Origin of the sequence: Nonomuraea sp. NPDC050680 (assembly GCF_040654555.1) — a bacterium.
GTDB lineage: Bacteria > Actinomycetota > Actinomycetes > Streptosporangiales > Streptosporangiaceae > Nonomuraea.
The window spans coordinates 87,890-102,289 of sequence record NZ_JBFAIF010000030.1 but is presented as its reverse complement, the minus strand read 5'-3'; the positions used below and the strand labels follow the sequence as shown (position 1 = coordinate 102,289).

Genomic DNA, 14,400 nt, shown 5'->3' with positions numbered 1-14,400 from the left:
GCACCATCGGCGCACGGGCGGTAGCGGGCGGCAACACCGTCGAGATCATGGGCCGCGATCAGTCCAAGGCCGCCGACCTGGCCAAGGCTCTCGGCGGCGGCGCCACCACGGGAGAATGGGGCACCGCCCCGGCCGGGGACATCGTCATCGTGGCCCTGTTGCACGACGGTTTCGTGCCGGTCGTCGCCCAGTACGGAGACGCTCTCGCGGGCAAGGTCATCGTCGACATCAGCAATCCCTTCAATTCCACGTTCGACGGGCTGGCCCATCGCGAGGAGACCTCGATCGCGCAGGAAGTCGCCAAGGCGGCCCCGGCCGGCGCCAGCGTGGTGAAGGCGTTCAACACCATCTTCCGTCATGTCCTGGAGAAGGGTCGGCCCGACGTCTTCATCGCCGGCGATAATGCGCAGGCCAAGGCAAGTGTGGAGACGTTCATCGAGAGCCTCGGGCTGCGCCCGCTGGACGTCGGCGGCCTGAGAATGGCGCACTGGCTGGAAGGAGCGGGCGTGGTCACGGTGGGCCTCGCCAACCACGGGGTGGGGAACTTGGACTTCGCCCTCAGCATCACCGAACTTCCCGTCTGAGCAAACGGTTGACGAATCACCGAATGAAGCGTTACCTCGACCCGGTGCTCCTGCCTCATAGGTATGACCTACTTGAGATCACTACGTGCTGAATCTCGAGGTCATTCGCCCAGTTCAGCGCTTCTCAGCGGGCATCCGCATGATCCCGTTGGGCCGGTTGTCGGCGTTGATCATGGCGACCAGGAAGACCATCGCGACGGTCTGGTTATCGTCGTAGTGCTTGCGCACTTCGGCCCAGTTCTCATCCGGCACGCCGTGGTGGCCGTCGGCGAGCCGGGTGCCCTCCTCGGCGAGCGCCGGCGCGGCCCGCTCGGCCTCGGTGAACACCGTCGACTCGCGCCAGGCGGCGACCAGGGTCGCGCTGACCGGAGTGGCCTTCCCGGCCAGCCCGACCCAACGACCGGGGCGACGACCGCGGCTGGGATTGGGCCGGCGGTCGAGCGTTTTCTCGACTCGCTCATGATCTGTACCGTAAGCAACTCTTGCGGAGCCTGGGGTGCCGATGGCTTGGAGTGCTGCCAGCGCTGACGATGGAGGCTGTGATCGTGCATGATTTGCCGATGACCAGGATCGAGACTCCGTGGGGTCCTTGGGAGGCCGCGCCGCTTGGCGAGGTCGTTGCGTTGATGGGCGGGCTGGCGGCGCCGTGGTGGGTAGCCGGCGGATACGCCATCGAGCTGGCAGTGGGCCGCGCGTATCGCGAGCACGGGGACGTCGATATCGCGCTGCTGCGCCGGGACCAGCTCGCGATGCGGCGGCTACTGGACGGCTGGGACGTACACGCCGCGGTCGTGCCCCAGACGCTGCGGCCATGGGCGCTTGGCGAGGTGCTGCCCGAGCAGGCACACGACATCTGGGTACGCGAGCATCCGGACGGTCCATGGCGGTTCCAGCTCATGCTGGACGAGGCCGACGATGAGCAGTGGATCTTCCGGCGTGACCGTCGGATCCGCCGCCCGTTGGCCGGGTTGACCGTCGAGCAGGACGGTTTCCGCTGGCTTGTCCCGGAGGTGCAATTGCTCTACAAGTCCAGGGGACTGCGGCCGAAGGATGAGGCCGATTTCGAGGCGGTCCTCCCGCTGCTGAGCGAGGGGCAGCGGCGCTGGCTGGACGAGGCGCTGGAGACCGAGCACACCACACATCCCTGGCGCGAGCGCCTTGCGCCAGACGCGCCAGACGCGCCAGACGCGCCAAACGCGGCGGATGCGGCGGATGCGCCAGACGCGGCGGATGAGGTGCGCCATTGCGGCGGCGCGTCGTGAAATCATGCGACTGCTCGCACGAGGGCGCAGCCTTGCCCGACGTCTCTGCCAAGTCGGCTTTCGGTGGGTCAGGGCTTTCCCCGAACGCCAGATTCGGTGACAGACGGACGGACCAGCGCCGATTACGGTTCGCCTTCAGACGCGACCGGTACTGGGCCCAGCGCGGCCGCACCTCTGCCAACGTCCCGTTCCGCGAAATCCGCCACTTCACATGAGAAGGCAAGACCAGTGACCATCCCGGATACACATGGCGAGCCGCAGGGCAGCGCTCGACAGATCAGTACAGAAGCCACCGTCGTTACGCCGTGTATGCACTGTGGAGCCCCGATCGAGCAGCGGCGGGGGAGAGGGCGCCCCAAGGCGTACTGTCCGGAAGGCGACTGTCAGGCCGCCGCCAAGCGTGAGCGGGAGATGCGGCGTGCGACGCCGGGGCTGGAGGGGGCGCTGGCGCGGGCCGAGCAGCTGTACGACCGGATGGAGAACGGGCTGGCCGCCGCCATCGAACCGCTGGCCAGGGCGCTGGCCCAGGAATTGAGTCCGGCCGGGGTCGAGGCGAAGCTGAGTGCCGTACAGGCTGAGGCGCACACGCGGGTCGCCATCGCGCGTACCGAGCGGGAGCAGGCGTTCGAGCAGGTACGGCTGTCGCGGGAGGCCGCGGAGCACGCGCGCAGGGAGGCCGGCGTGATGCGGCTGCGCGTGGAGGAGGCCGAGGCCGAGCGGGACACGGCGCTGGCTGACGGTGAGCAGGCTCGCGAGCAGGCGCTGGCCGCGTTGCGGGAGGCGGCCAGCACCGAACGGCAGGCCCTGCAGTCGGCCGAGGAGGCCGGGCGCCGGGCCGATCTGGCCGAACGGCAGGCCGATGAGGCGGTACGTCGGGCGGAGCTGACCGAGCGGGCCAGGGATCAGGCGCTCCAGGAGCTGGCGGAGCGGGTCGAGGCCGCCGATGGGCGTGCCGCCGAGGCGGAAGCGCAGGCCGTACGCGCTGAGGCAGCGGCAGACGCTCGGGTGGTACACGCCGAGAAGGAGGCGCAGGCGCAGGTCGTACAGGCGCGGAAGGAAGCCGAAGCCCGAGCCGTACGGGCGGAAAAGGACGGGGAGGCGCGGGCCGAACAGGCCAGCAAAGAGGCGGCGGCGGCGCGGGCGGAGCGTGATCGCGCACGTGAGGAGGCGGCGGAAGCCAGGCGGGCCAGGCAGCTGGCCGAGCGGGACCTGGCCGCGGCCGAGGCCAGGGCGGAGGCGGCCGGGCAGGAACGGGAACGGGCCGTCACCCGGGCGGAGAGCGCCGAACGTGCCGCGGCCGAGGCGCAGCGGGATCGCGCCGTCGCCCTGAACGATGCGGCGAAGGCTCGGGAACTGGCCGCCGCGGAGATCGCCCAGGCGCGCGAGACAGCGGAGGGCGCGGTGGAGGAACGGGATCGGTTGCGGGGGGAGCTACGGCTGGAGCGGGCTCGGCTGGAGGACACCCGTGTTCAGCTGGAGGCGGCTCGGGCGGAGGCCACCCAGCTGCGGGAGCGGGCGGTCGCGGCGGAGCTGCGCGCGGGCTGATGACCGGCCCTCCCCGGCGGATTGCCGCGTCGGTGGTGCGGCTGGCCCCAGCGGTCCGCTAACGCACCGCCGAGCACCCCGAAGAGCAGCCACGGCAGCGTTCCGGCGGCCGTGACAGCTCACCGCCAGCTGATCACCGAGCCTGTGCCCCCGACCTCGCGACGCGACCCAGCTCACATTTGGTACCGAGGCCCTTCTGCCCTGCCGGTGCGCACCCGGCCAGGCTGATCCGCCGGCGGGTCGGCGCTCACGCGTCCTGGGCGGGTGGGTAAAGCCCGGCCTGGCGGTAGACGGCGGTGAGGTAGCGCAGCATCTCGGCGGTGTCCGGCGGGTCCGGCTGCAGCACGCGGTAGGTCACCGCGCCGGCCATCATGTCGATCAGCACGTCCAGGTCGGCGTCCGGTGCTACGGTGCCGTCCTGCTGGGCGCGCCGGAGCATCGCGGCGGCCAGCTCCCGCCGGGGCAGGATGTAGTGCCGCCAGTAGACGGCCATCAGCGCGGGATGGCTCACCGCCGAACCCATGATCCGGGCGACCAGGGCACGAAAGGCGAGACTGGCGGCCATCTCGGCCGCCGCGGGCAGGACATGTTCGACGAGAGCGTGCGGCGGCAGGGCGTAGACATCGGCGGCAGAAGGGGTCACCTCGGCGCTGACCCACTGCTCGATGGCCTGGGCGAGCAGGTCCTCCTTACTGCGCCAACGGCGGTAGAGGGTCGGCTTGCCCACTCCGGCGCGCTTGGCGACCTCTTCGATGCTGGTGCCCTCGACGCCGCGCTCGACGAACAGCTCCAGTGCCGCGTTCAGGATCGCCGTGTCGGTCTCGGGATCACGCGGGCGTCCCCGTCCCCTGCCGGCGGTCATCCCAGTGCTCCGTTCAGCCAGCGGGTGAGCTCGGCGGGGCCGCCTTTGCAGGCCAGATGGCCGTCCGGGCGGATGAGCAGGGCGGGCCCGCTCGCGGAACCGATGGCGGGTTCTGCGGGGCGGAGCTGGACGACCTGGGCGCCGAGCCGCCGCCGGGCCGCCTGAAAGGCATCGCCGGTATCGGCGGCGTCGCCGAGCACGACCCACATGCCACGCAGCTCGGCGTGCAATCGTGTGCGGCTGCCGTCGGGGCGTTCGCAAGCCAGGTCGCCGACGCGGTCGCCAGGGCGTGGCTTGGGGCCGCGCCCGCCAAACCGGCCGCCGAGCGGTCCGCGCCGGTAGCTGACCCATAGCTGCGAGGTCGTGTAGGTGGTCCACCGCTGGATCCAGGCTTGGTTGAAGAGCCGCATCAGCACCTGGTCGCGCAGGAGGCGGCCGAGCGGGCTGCCGGCGATGTTGACTTTGGTGGCGGCGGTGCTGCCGCGCAGCACGGTGGTGGCCACCGGACGGCGTTCGGCCTGGTAGGTGTCGAGCAGCCGCTCCGCGGCCTCGCCCTGAACGACGCCCCGGACGGCCAGAGCGAGCTTCCAGGCGAGGTTCTCGGCGTCGCCGAGCCCGGTGAGCATGCCCTGCCCGCCGAACGGGGCGTGCACGTGGGCGGCGTCGCCGGCCAGCAGGATGCGCCCGGCTCGGTAGGTGTCGGCCAGCCGCCGGTGCACGCTGAACAACGACGCCCAGGTGACCTCGGTCAGGCGAAGGCCGGTGAGGCCGGTGCGGGCGGGCAGGATGCGCCGCATGCGGTCGGCGATCTGCTCCTCGCTCGGCTTGTCGTCGCGGAACGCGGCGTCGTAGGCGAGCAGCCGCCACTGACCGCCGGGCATCGGCATCGCGCCCAGCACGCCGTCGGCATGCGCCCAGCCGCTGGTCCCCGATCGATCCAGCGGCGGATCGCCGTCGAGGCACCCATCGACCAGCAGGAACCGCTCACTGACCTTGACCCCGGGGAAGCCGATGCCGGCCAGCTTGCGCACCCTGCTGCCGGTCCCGTCGCAGCCGACCAACCACCGCGCCCGCACCGTGCGGCCGTCGCCGAGCCTCGCGCTGACCCCGCTCGCGTCCTGCTCCGCCTCGACCAGCCCGGCGCCCCATTCCGGCCGGACGCCCAGCTCGGCCAGCCGCTCCCGCAGCCGCGCCTCCACCCGGGCCTGGGAGATCATCATCGGCGGCGCGGCGGTGCCGAGGCCCGGGTCGCCGAATCGGACCTTCATCATCGGCCGATCACCGGCGTAGGTGGTGATCGTCATCGCCCGAACGGACTCCTGTGACAGCTCGCCGAGGGCGTCCAGGCGATCCAGCACCTCAGAGCCGCGAGCGTGCACGAAGTTCGCCCGAGACGTGGTGGCCGGGCCGGCGGCCTTGTCGATCACGTGGACCGAGACGCCGTGCTGCAGCAGCGCACTCGCCAGCGCCAGGCCGACCGGCCCCGCGCCGACCACCAGGACATCCGTGTCCATCGCCCACTCCTCATTTATTAACGAAACGGTATCGTAAAGTAAATTACCTCCCGAACGTCCGCCTTGTCCAGGGAGCGACTGGTCAAGGAGGGCACGTCACCTCCGCGATCAGTTAGGAGGAGCCGTCCGTGTCGTCGTTCTGTGCGAGATGCCTGACAGAGGAGTGCGGAGCCAAAAGGAAAGGCGCGAAGGGCGCCGCCCCCGCTGACAGAACAGGCCTGTCAGCCGGGGCGGCGGAGGGTGCGGCGTACGGCCAGGCCGCCGAAGACCGCCGACATGAGCGTCAGGATCCCCGCCTCGGTCCACTGGAAGCGCCAGAACCGGGACGGCGGATGGTAGTACACCGTGTACCGGTAACCCTTGCCGAACAAGCACGCCTGCCACGCCTCAGCGTTCTTGCTGCTCTGCCCCACATCCACCCGACGCGGGCAGCCGCTGCCGGTCGGCTCGGCGACCTCTCTCCCGGAGGGTTCCACCCAGGTCGCGCTCACCAGCCGGATGTCAGGGTCGTCCATCACCACTGTGCCGGTCAGCTCGGTCCGGGCCGGTTCCGCATAGTGGTCACTGATGGCGAACAGCACGAACATCGTCGCCGTCACTCCGGCCACGACCAACGCCATCGCGGGCAGGGTACGCCGGAACAGGGTGCCGGCCGCGGTGCCGAGCGCGAACGCGTACAGCCACCACGCCGCCGGCTCCACGCCGACCATGTTGAACACACCGATGTTGCCGAACGTGGAGTCGATTCCCGCCCTGAACACCGGCCGCCACAGGCTCACCATGAGCGACAGCAGCAGCCCACCCGCCACGACCGCCCCGCCCAGGAGCGACAGCTTGACCGCCAGCCACCGCCACACGGGCACGGACTGGGTCCAGGCCAGGCGGTGGGTGCCGCGCTCGTACTCGCGGCCGAGCAGCGGCGCGCCCCAGAACGCCCCGATCAATGCCGGCGCCACCAGCGGCATCCATCCGAACACCGAGTAGGCCGTGTCGTAACGCTGCCCGAGTGCCGCCGCCAGGTCTCCGCACGCCACGGCGGGCCCCGGGCAGCCGGGCGGGGCGTGCTCGGCCACGTACCAGTTCGCCTCCAGCGCCGAACCCAGCAGCAGGACCCCCAGCAGCGCCAGGAAGCTCGCCGTCACGAGGAGCTGCGCCCGGTGCTGACGCCACGTCACCCAGATCACGCGCCCACCCCCGTGAGACCCGGAAGTGCCGCCGACTCGGGGCTGCGCAGGTAGCCCATGACGAGTTCCTCCAGCCCGGGACGCCGCGCCTGCCAGCGCGGATCGAGCGGGGGCGCGCCCCTGACCAGCATGTTGATCTGCCTGCCGGTACGGCTCGCGCCCACTACCTGCGTCCCCGCCGCAGATGCCCCGTCCGGCCCGGTGAGCACGAGATGCCCGTCGAGCAGTTCCTCGATGTCGCCACTGACCTGCAGCCGACCTCCGTTCAACACGATCAGCCAGTCGCACGTCTCCTCCAGGTCGGAGACGACATGCGAGGACAGCAGCACGGTCAACTCCCGGGCGGCCACTTCCGCCATGATCGAGCGCATCACGTCGTGGCGGGCGAGGGGGTCGAGGTTGGCCAGCGGTTCGTCCAGCACCAGCAGGTCGGGCCGGCAGGCCAGCGCCAGCGTCACCGCCACCTGCGCCTGCTGCCCGCCCGACAGCCCGCCCACCTTCCGCTCCAGCGGGATGCCCAGCCCGGCGAGCCGGCCGGCAGCGGCGGCGTCGTCCCAGCGGGTGTTCATGCGGCGGCCGAAGGCAAGCATCTCGGCGACGGTGAAGCTCTCGTACAGCGGCTTGTTCTGCGCCACGAACGCCGCCTCGCCGGCCACGTGGACGCTTCCCAGCGCGGGTCGCAGCAGGCCGACGGCCGCGTGCATGAGCGTGGTCTTGCCCGCGCCGTTGGGTCCGACGAGCGCCGCCACGCGTCCGGTGGGCACGGACAGCGAGCAGTCGCGCAACACCCATGTACGGCGATAGCGGACCCCCAGTCCGGTGGCCTCCAGCGCGGGACTCATGCCACGCCCTCCTTCGCGGCCTCGGCCAGGACCACATTGAACAGCGCCCGCAGATCCTCCTGATCAAGCCCGGCCCCGCGGGCGTCGCGTACCCATGCCTCCAGACCGCGCCGCAGCCGCGTGTGCTCGGCGAGCGTCGCACCCGCGATGCCCTGCCGGACGAACGTCCCCATCCCCGGCCGTCCCTCGACCAGCCCTTCGCGCTCCAGCTCCCGGTACGCCTTGAGCACGGTGTTGGGGTTGATGGCAAGGCTCTCGACCACCTCGCGAGCAGTCGGCAACTGGTCGCCGGGCCGCAGCGTACCGAGCCGGAGCGCCTGTTTGACCTGGTGAACGAGCTGCAGGTACGTCGAAACCCCCGAGCCGCGGTCCAGGTTGAACTCGATCAACAAAACACCCTTTCACTATTTGATTAGTGAAAGAGTGTTAGACTCGGCCGCCTGTTGTCAATTCGGGTCATCACGCGTCGGTGGCCTGGGCGGTGAAGCGGATCTCATGTGACGCTTCGGGGGCGAGCAGGCCGCTCGACGAGCAGATCGGCACGGTTCAGCGCAGCCGGCGAAAGAAGCTGCGGATGTCGTCGACCAGCAGCTCCGGGGCGTCGTGCGTGGCGAAGTGGCTGCCCGTGTCGTAGACGTTCCAGGACACGATGTTCTTGTGGTCGCGTTCGGTGGTGGGCCCGGAGAAGCCGATCCCGAACCTGAACCGTCGTGCGGATGGCCGAGAACCTCGCCGTCTTCGACTTCACCCTCACCGACGACGAAATGGCACAGATCGCCACCCTGGACACCGGCGCCAGCTCCGCCTTCGACCACCGCGCCCCCCAGGGCGTCGCCTGGCTCGGCACCACCCGCTTCAACACCTGACCCCCATGTTCGGGACCCGACCTGCTGGGCGGGGCGTCGGGATTAGAAGATTTCCCGACACTCCGCCGAAACAGCTCCCCGCGGCCCGGAAAATGAGACTTCGCGCCACAAAACGCCGCCTCGGATGGGTGTTTTCGAGCTCGAATTGACGACAGGATTTCCCGACAGGTAGAAGTGGGCTCCCGTCCCCCATCCGGGGAACCGCCGGTGCGGATCGTCTACTCCCGCTCGTCCACCGCCACACAGTCCCTGCTGCGGCAGCGGCACATCCTCACCGAGGCCGGACTCCTCATCCGGACCGAAGGCGTCGCCGAAGGGTTCCGCCCGGCCGAAGGGGTGCTGTTCGAGGGCCCGGCGACAACGTCGAAGATCCCGGCGCTGGAGCGGCCCGCGTTCGCGAAGGTCGCCGCCGCCGCGCACCCCGGCGACGTCCTGACGGTCTCGGAGCTGTTCCAGCTGTGCCGCGACCTGATCGACATCCACGCCGTGCGCGACTGGTGCCAGGCCCGCGGCGTCGCCCTGCGCGTCCCTGCCGACGCTCCTATGGTTCGTCAAGCTGTGACAGGTGGGTTCTCGAGGCGGCGGTAGAGGTCGCGGGCGATGTAGCGCTTGAGGCAGCGGCGGATTTCTCGGGGTGTCTTGCCCTCCGAGTTCGACTTCGAGAACCAGACGGCCGACGCCCAGAGCAAGCAGTTCGGCTACAACTGCGACTTCGTGACCGTGTTCCCGATCGGGGTTGAGGAACCTGCGGACAGCCGTTGGCAGTACCCGCGAGTAACTTAGCTGGACGCTTCTGCGGGGCCCTCGGTCGGGATGAGCACGGGCAGACCCGGCTGGCCGGGCAGTAGCCCGGTCAGCGCAGTTCGGATGGCGGCCCGGCTCACTCCATGCGCACGGGCGAGGGCCGCGATCGAAGTGCCGTGGTCGGTGAACGCCGAACGCACCTCTTCGAGCTGGGCGCCGGCCAGCGCGGGCGGCCGGCCGCGGTAGCGGCCTTCGGCCTCGGCGGGCGGGTAGGCGTCGCGCAGGCGTTCCATGGTCGCCGTCACGACGGCACGGACGTCCGCCTCGCGCAGCGGGGCGGAGAGCAGTGCCGTGCTGAACGAGAAGCCCTCGATCAGGGTGAACAGCAGGAGCGCCTCGCGGTGCAGCGACTCCTCGTCGACGACGCGGTCGGCCAGCGCCTGGCGCAGCAGCGAGCGGATCACCTCGGCGGCTGCGAGTGACATCGCAGCGCTGTCGGCCGCGAACTCCGGGTCCGTGCGTGCCATGACGCGGTACTCGACAAGGGCGGCGTTCTCCTTGCGCTCCTGCTCACTGGTCGGCGTGGCGAAGGTGACCATGTCCGCGATCCGCGTCACCGGGTCGTCGGACATCGTCGTGGCGCGGCCCACGGCGCGCTGTATGAGCACGCCCAGCGTGAAGCGCATGACCTCGCGGACGTGGTCGCCGAAGTAGTGCCGGATGCTCCCGATGGCCAAGCCAGTGCGAGTGGCGATCCGGGCGAGAGTCACCGAGCGGAGCCCGTGCTCGGCGATCTCGTCGATCACGGCGTCGGCGACCTGTTCCCGGCGGGCATCCGGGTCGACTCGCTTGGGCACGGCAACCATCCTAACCCACCTTTTGGCATGTCCGTGCTAGCCTATTTGGCATGTCAGTGTTAAATAATCTGGGGGCCTGAAGATGCGATTCCTTCGTCACGTGATCCAGACCATCCGAGCGAACCGCGGTGCCTACCTCGTCCTGAACGCGATCGTGTACGGCCCGGTTCTCGTCGGCTTCGGGGTGGGTCTGCTCTTCCCCAGCCTGACCGCCGCGCAGGTGGAGTCCATGAAGAGCAGCGGCACGGGGGACCTGGTGCAGTCGCTGCTCGAGAACCCCTGGCTGTTGGCCCTCGCGATCCTCGCCAACAACGCGCTGCGGGCCGGCCTGCTCATCCTCGTCCTGCCATCGATGATCGTGCCGTTCGCGGGCATCCCCTGGTTCGCCTACAGCCAGTACACGGTCGGTGTGACCCTCGCGCCGGCCAGCGAGGCCGCCTGGCTGGCCCTCATCCCGCACTCGCTGACCATCCTGATCGAGTTCCAGGCGTTCGTGCTGCTCGCGCTCGGCGCCTACCTCCTCGGGCGGGCGTGGATCCGGCCCCGGACCGTCGACGCCGTGAACCGGCGTCAGGGGTATGTCCGCGGGCTGCGGCAGCTCGGCCGACTGAGCCTGCCCGCCCTGGCGTTGCTCGTCGTCGGGGCGATCTACGAGTCGTTCTCGCTGATCTACCTGGTCCCCATGCTCACGGAGGGCTGAGCGATGCGGAACAACTCCCAGGGTGGCTCTTCACGCCGTGACGACCCGCGCCGGGCAGCACCGGATCGCCCCAGCGCACGCGGGGAGTGGACCCTGCACCAATTGCGGCATTCCTCCCTGACCCACGAAGCGGAAGACGGCACCAACACCCCCACCTTGCTGGCCCGCTCCCGGCACGCCTCCGTCCGTTCCCTGGAGCGCTACGCCGCCCCCGCGTCGATGCCGTCGCCGACCACGTGGCAGCACGAGACCCCCTCCGGCGCGGCGGCCGCGGGCGAGCCTGACCCATCGCATCGGCTCCCCGGCCCCCCGGCTGCTGCCTGGCGACTACCGCAAGGTCGGGCGTTTCCGTCTCGACACAGGGAGCCTGACCTGCTCTAACGCAATCGCGTGTACCGGGTGACAGCAGTCTTACAGGCTCCCCAAACCCCGGCGTGCTTGCCGATCCGGCGCAGCCCCCACCCCTCGGCCTGCGCGTCCGCCATCGCCGCCGCCATCGCCTGCGCGGTGACCTCATCCAGCATCGCCCGCAGCTCCGCCAGCCGCGCCAGCCGCATCGCCGGGCCGGACCAGGACCCGCCCGGCCTCCTCGGCGTCGCGCTCGTCGCGATCACCGGCGCGGTCGGCGTTGTCACGACCGTCTGGTGGTGGAGCCGCGCCGACCACACCCGATGACACACCAGAGACGCCTTCCGCCTGCCGGGTAGAAGGAGTTGCCCCCGTGACGTGCCCGATCCGGGCTCGGCAGGCCGCTGGCCTGGACGACCACACCGGTGCGCCACGGACCAGTTCACCCTCCCCGCCCATCAATCCTCGTCGTCGGCATCGTCGGCGTCCGGATCACGCAAGGCCCGCCGCCCGCCACCCAATTGCGGACGTTGAAAGGAATAGCGGCCGTGCACGTTGATGTGCCGCCTGATAAACGGACTGAGCCGGGCCGCGTCCTCATCCCCAATGCCGTTTAGTTAGCGATCATGCTCTGGTTCGAGGTTGCCGGGGCAGGAGCGCGACGGTGGGCGGTCCTGCGTGCCGGATGCCCTTGTCGGTGGGGCGGCGTTCTCTGTAGCTGCTTCGTCGGGTGCGTTTGACGGCTCGGGGGTAGCTGCGGTGCCGGCGGGAGGGGTTGCGGTTGCGAGGTCGGCCGACCTGGTGGACGGTGCGCGTCCAAAGATCGCTAGGGCGCGGTGCGGTAGAACTCGGCTGCGGTGACGGTGGCGGGGACGCCGAGTTCGGCGGCGACCGCGGTGATCGCGGTAGCGCCGACGTCGAGGTCGGCTTGGCCGTCGGTGTTGAAGTACGGGGCGATGAACCTCTCGTAGTGAGCTCGGACTTCGTCCGCGGTGTGTCGGCCGATGAACGTCTGCATGTGCCGCACCGTGATGTCGGGATCGTTGCGGATCACCCCCAGGGCGCGCCGGTGGGCTCGTACGACCGCCTGGACCGCGGGGTCGTCCGGCTGGACGTAGGTGGGGTCGACGGCCACGCCCACGGTGGGGATCTGGAAGTGGTCGCCGACCCAGGCCAGCACCTGCCAGCCGTACTCGGCGGCTATCGCCTCCGGCGCCATGGTGCTGCCGACCAGGGCGGCGTCGATACTGCCGTCGTTCAGCCAGCGCAGGTCCATGCCGTAGTCGCCGGGCGGGCGGACGACGGTGTGGATGTCGCGGTCCGGGTCGAGGCCGGCCTGGCGCACTACGATCCGGGCGAAGCACCCGGGTGCGGTGTGGGGGGCGTGTATCGCCAGCCGTCGGCCGGCCAGGTCGGCGAGGGAGGTCAGGCCGGAGCGGGCGAGGAACCAGAACAGCGGATGCCATCGGCCAGGCGGGTCAGCAGTGCCCGGCCGAGTCCGATGGTGACGCCGTGGCGCACCCGCTCGTCGTCCCAGGCGCAGCCGTCGCGCAGCGCGACGTGGACGCCCTCGTCGGCGTAGTAGTCCTGCTGGTCGGCGATGTAGGCGGCCAGTTCCTCGTGCAGGCCCCGCCCGACGTAGGTGAGATCGATCGTGTCCATGGACGTCTTTTCTCGCTTGTGTCACCGCCATGCGTCCGAGCGTGCCGTGGACCCATGGCGCTGAGGTGACGGTGTGCCGGATGTCGGCAGACTGGGACGGTATCGACGGGGAGGCGCCCCTACATGGACATCCCGCCGTCGACCGCGGCCGTGGTGCCGGTCATGAAGCCGTTGTCCTCGCTGGCGTAGAAGGCGACCGCTTGGGCGACGTCGCCCGTCTGTGCCAGGCGGCCCAGGGGAGTGGCGGCCACCTGCTGCCGCATGTGCTCCTCGTCGAGCGCGCTCGCCGCCATGCGGGTGTCCTCCACCGGGCCGGGCTCGACGACGTTGACCGTGATGCCCCGCGGGCCCAGTTCCTGGGCGAGGTACCGGGCGAACTGCACCAATGCCGCCTTGGCCGTGCCCAGTGCGATCATGCCCTCCCGGGGCCGGTGGCTGAGGCCGGTGCTGAGATAGATGATGCGTCCCCAGCCCTGTTCGGTCATGGCGGGCAGGACGGCTTTGGTGACCACGAACGCCGCACGCATCTCGTCGTCGAGCTTGCTGCCCAGTTCTTCCCACGTCATGTTCTGGAACGGCTTGATCGCATACGGGGTGAGCGCGTTGTGCACGAGCACGTCGATGCCGCCCCATGCCGCCTCAACCCGCTCGGTCAGGCTCTCGACCGCCGCCACCTCGCGTACATCGGCCTGCACGGCCATGGCCTGGCCGCCCGCGGCCTCGATGCCGGTCACGACCTCCTCGGCTGCCGCGCCGCTGCGGAGGTAGTTGACCACCACGCGCATACCTCGCGCGGCCAGAAGGCGCGCGGTGGCCGCGCCGATTCCGCTGCTGGACCCTGTCACCAATGCCACCCGGCTGGTCACCCCAGTCACGGGCCCACCTCCTGCTCTTTTCGCCGGCTGCTCTTTTCGCGGGCCGCTCTTTTCGCGGGCTGCTCTTTTCGCGGGCCGCTCATCATCGCGGGCCGTTGGCATGACCGCCCGGAGTGGTTCATCGTCGATGCCGGGGGTGTGCTGAGGGGATCGCCCCTGAAGAGCACGCAGCCGATTGGCCGCGGGCCGGTCGAGTCCACGCGGCAACTGCGAGGCGAGCAGCCCCTCGAGTTACCGACGCACAGGAAACCGGGACCCTCGCGGGTGCGCACGAGCTATCCGTGGTGGCCTAATGACTCGATCTCGATGTGCTCCCCCATGGGCTTCGCATACCCGGTCGCAGGGGGTTCTATCGCCTTGCCAGACCGGCCGGCTGACATGGTGACGGTTATGGCGTCATCCGACCCGCTGCAGGGCGCGCTCACGGCGCGCCGTCACGGTTGAGCCGGACTCCCCGCGTGCCATCCGGCAGGCCGGTCTCATCCGCGCCGATCTCGTCCCCGACGACCTCCCCAGGATGCTGACGATGCTGGTCAGCGCGCTGTGGACCGTGGA

The 14,400-nt window shown here is 70.2% G+C and carries 18 protein-coding genes; 7 read left to right on the top strand and 11 right to left on the bottom strand.

The window, feature by feature from the left end:
* The coding region (locus AB0H88_RS48165) for an NAD(P)-binding domain-containing protein (protein ID WP_357656361.1) at positions 1 to 584 on the top strand (584 nt) is incomplete at its 5' end.
* Positions 585 to 698: 114 nt separating this feature from the next.
* Here the strand turns inward: AB0H88_RS48165 and AB0H88_RS48160 are convergent.
* On the bottom strand, positions 699 to 911 hold the full coding sequence (locus AB0H88_RS48160; RefSeq protein ID WP_357656359.1) for a hypothetical protein: 213 nt from the start codon (positions 909 to 911) through the stop codon (positions 699 to 701).
* Positions 912 to 1,123: 212 nt separating this feature from the next.
* On the opposite strand from AB0H88_RS48160, the gene AB0H88_RS48155 reads away from it, so the two are divergent.
* Positions 1,124 to 1,846, top strand: coding sequence for an amino acid transporter (locus AB0H88_RS48155; RefSeq protein ID WP_357656357.1), 723 nt, complete (start codon positions 1,124 to 1,126; stop codon positions 1,844 to 1,846).
* A gap of 411 nt (positions 1,847 to 2,257) precedes the next feature.
* A complete protein-coding gene (locus tag AB0H88_RS48150) occupies positions 2,258 to 3,391 on the top strand; it encodes a hypothetical protein (protein ID WP_357656356.1) in 1,134 nt (377 codons plus the stop codon).
* 247 nt (positions 3,392 to 3,638) lie between these two features.
* Here AB0H88_RS48150 and AB0H88_RS48145 read toward each other — a convergent pair whose 3' ends face one another.
* The 5 genes from AB0H88_RS48145 to AB0H88_RS48125 all read right to left on the bottom strand — a co-directional run bounded on the left by AB0H88_RS48145 (position 3,639) and on the right by AB0H88_RS48125 (position 8,182).
* Complete coding sequence (locus AB0H88_RS48145; RefSeq protein WP_357656355.1) at positions 3,639 to 4,253, bottom strand: TetR/AcrR family transcriptional regulator; 615 nt, start codon at positions 4,251 to 4,253, stop codon at positions 3,639 to 3,641.
* Positions 4,250 to 5,767, bottom strand: a complete 1,518-nt coding sequence (locus AB0H88_RS48140) for an FAD-dependent oxidoreductase (RefSeq protein ID WP_357656354.1) — start codon at positions 5,765 to 5,767, stop codon at positions 4,250 to 4,252. Before AB0H88_RS48140 ends, AB0H88_RS48145 begins: the two co-directional genes overlap by 4 nt.
* A gap of 221 nt (positions 5,768 to 5,988) precedes the next feature.
* A complete protein-coding gene (locus tag AB0H88_RS48135; protein WP_357656353.1) occupies positions 5,989 to 6,951 on the bottom strand; it encodes a hypothetical protein in 963 nt (320 codons plus the stop codon).
* Positions 6,948 to 7,793 carry an ABC transporter ATP-binding protein gene (locus AB0H88_RS48130; RefSeq protein WP_357656351.1) on the bottom strand — a complete coding sequence of 282 codons (846 nt, stop codon included), beginning with the start codon at positions 7,791 to 7,793 and terminating at the stop codon, positions 6,948 to 6,950. The genes AB0H88_RS48135 and AB0H88_RS48130 overlap by 4 nt, the downstream gene beginning before the upstream one ends.
* On the bottom strand, positions 7,790 to 8,182 hold the full coding sequence (locus AB0H88_RS48125) for a GntR family transcriptional regulator (protein WP_357656350.1): 393 nt from the start codon (positions 8,180 to 8,182) through the stop codon (positions 7,790 to 7,792). Before AB0H88_RS48125 ends, AB0H88_RS48130 begins: the two co-directional genes overlap by 4 nt.
* 327 nt (positions 8,183 to 8,509) lie before the next feature.
* On the opposite strand from AB0H88_RS48125, the gene AB0H88_RS48120 reads away from it, so the two are divergent.
* From AB0H88_RS48120 to AB0H88_RS48110, 3 genes are all read left to right on the top strand, one after another.
* On the top strand, positions 8,510 to 8,659 hold the full coding sequence (locus AB0H88_RS48120) for a hypothetical protein (RefSeq protein ID WP_357656348.1): 150 nt from the start codon (positions 8,510 to 8,512) through the stop codon (positions 8,657 to 8,659).
* 207 nt (positions 8,660 to 8,866) lie between these two features.
* Positions 8,867 to 9,247: a recombinase family protein gene (locus AB0H88_RS48115; RefSeq protein ID WP_357656346.1), complete on the top strand. Its 381-nt coding sequence runs from the start codon at positions 8,867 to 8,869 to the stop codon at positions 9,245 to 9,247.
* 51 nt (positions 9,248 to 9,298) lie between these two features.
* On the top strand, positions 9,299 to 9,442 hold the full coding sequence (locus AB0H88_RS48110; protein WP_357656344.1) for a hypothetical protein: 144 nt from the start codon (positions 9,299 to 9,301) through the stop codon (positions 9,440 to 9,442).
* On the opposite strand, the gene AB0H88_RS48105 is transcribed toward AB0H88_RS48110, so the two are convergent.
* A complete protein-coding gene (locus AB0H88_RS48105) occupies positions 9,439 to 10,260 on the bottom strand; it encodes a TetR family transcriptional regulator C-terminal domain-containing protein (RefSeq protein WP_357656343.1) in 822 nt (273 codons plus the stop codon). The two genes, AB0H88_RS48110 and AB0H88_RS48105, sit on opposite strands and share 4 nt — an antisense overlap.
* A gap of 100 nt (positions 10,261 to 10,360) precedes the next feature.
* Here AB0H88_RS48105 and AB0H88_RS48100 point away from each other — a divergent pair, with 100 nt between their 5' ends.
* Positions 10,361 to 10,960: a stage II sporulation protein M gene (locus AB0H88_RS48100; RefSeq protein ID WP_357656341.1), complete on the top strand. Its 600-nt coding sequence runs from the start codon at positions 10,361 to 10,363 to the stop codon at positions 10,958 to 10,960.
* A gap of 377 nt (positions 10,961 to 11,337) precedes the next feature.
* Here AB0H88_RS48100 and AB0H88_RS48095 read toward each other — a convergent pair whose 3' ends face one another.
* The 4 genes from AB0H88_RS48095 to AB0H88_RS48080 all read right to left on the bottom strand — a co-directional run bounded on the left by AB0H88_RS48095 (position 11,338) and on the right by AB0H88_RS48080 (position 13,845).
* Positions 11,338 to 11,595 carry a hypothetical protein gene (locus AB0H88_RS48095; protein WP_357656339.1) on the bottom strand — a complete coding sequence of 86 codons (258 nt, stop codon included), beginning with the start codon at positions 11,593 to 11,595 and terminating at the stop codon, positions 11,338 to 11,340.
* Positions 11,596 to 12,134: 539 nt separating this feature from the next.
* On the bottom strand, positions 12,135 to 12,653 hold the full coding sequence (locus AB0H88_RS48090) for a hypothetical protein (RefSeq protein WP_357656338.1): 519 nt from the start codon (positions 12,651 to 12,653) through the stop codon (positions 12,135 to 12,137).
* An 80-nt stretch (positions 12,654 to 12,733) separates the two neighbouring features.
* The gene (locus AB0H88_RS48085; protein WP_357656337.1) at positions 12,734 to 12,970 is read right to left on the bottom strand and encodes a hypothetical protein; all 237 of its coding nucleotides are present in this window, start codon (positions 12,968 to 12,970) and stop codon (positions 12,734 to 12,736) included.
* Between the two features lie 119 nt (positions 12,971 to 13,089).
* Positions 13,090 to 13,845: an SDR family oxidoreductase gene (locus AB0H88_RS48080; protein WP_357656336.1), complete on the bottom strand. Its 756-nt coding sequence runs from the start codon at positions 13,843 to 13,845 to the stop codon at positions 13,090 to 13,092.
* Positions 13,846 to 14,400 lie beyond the last annotated feature (555 nt).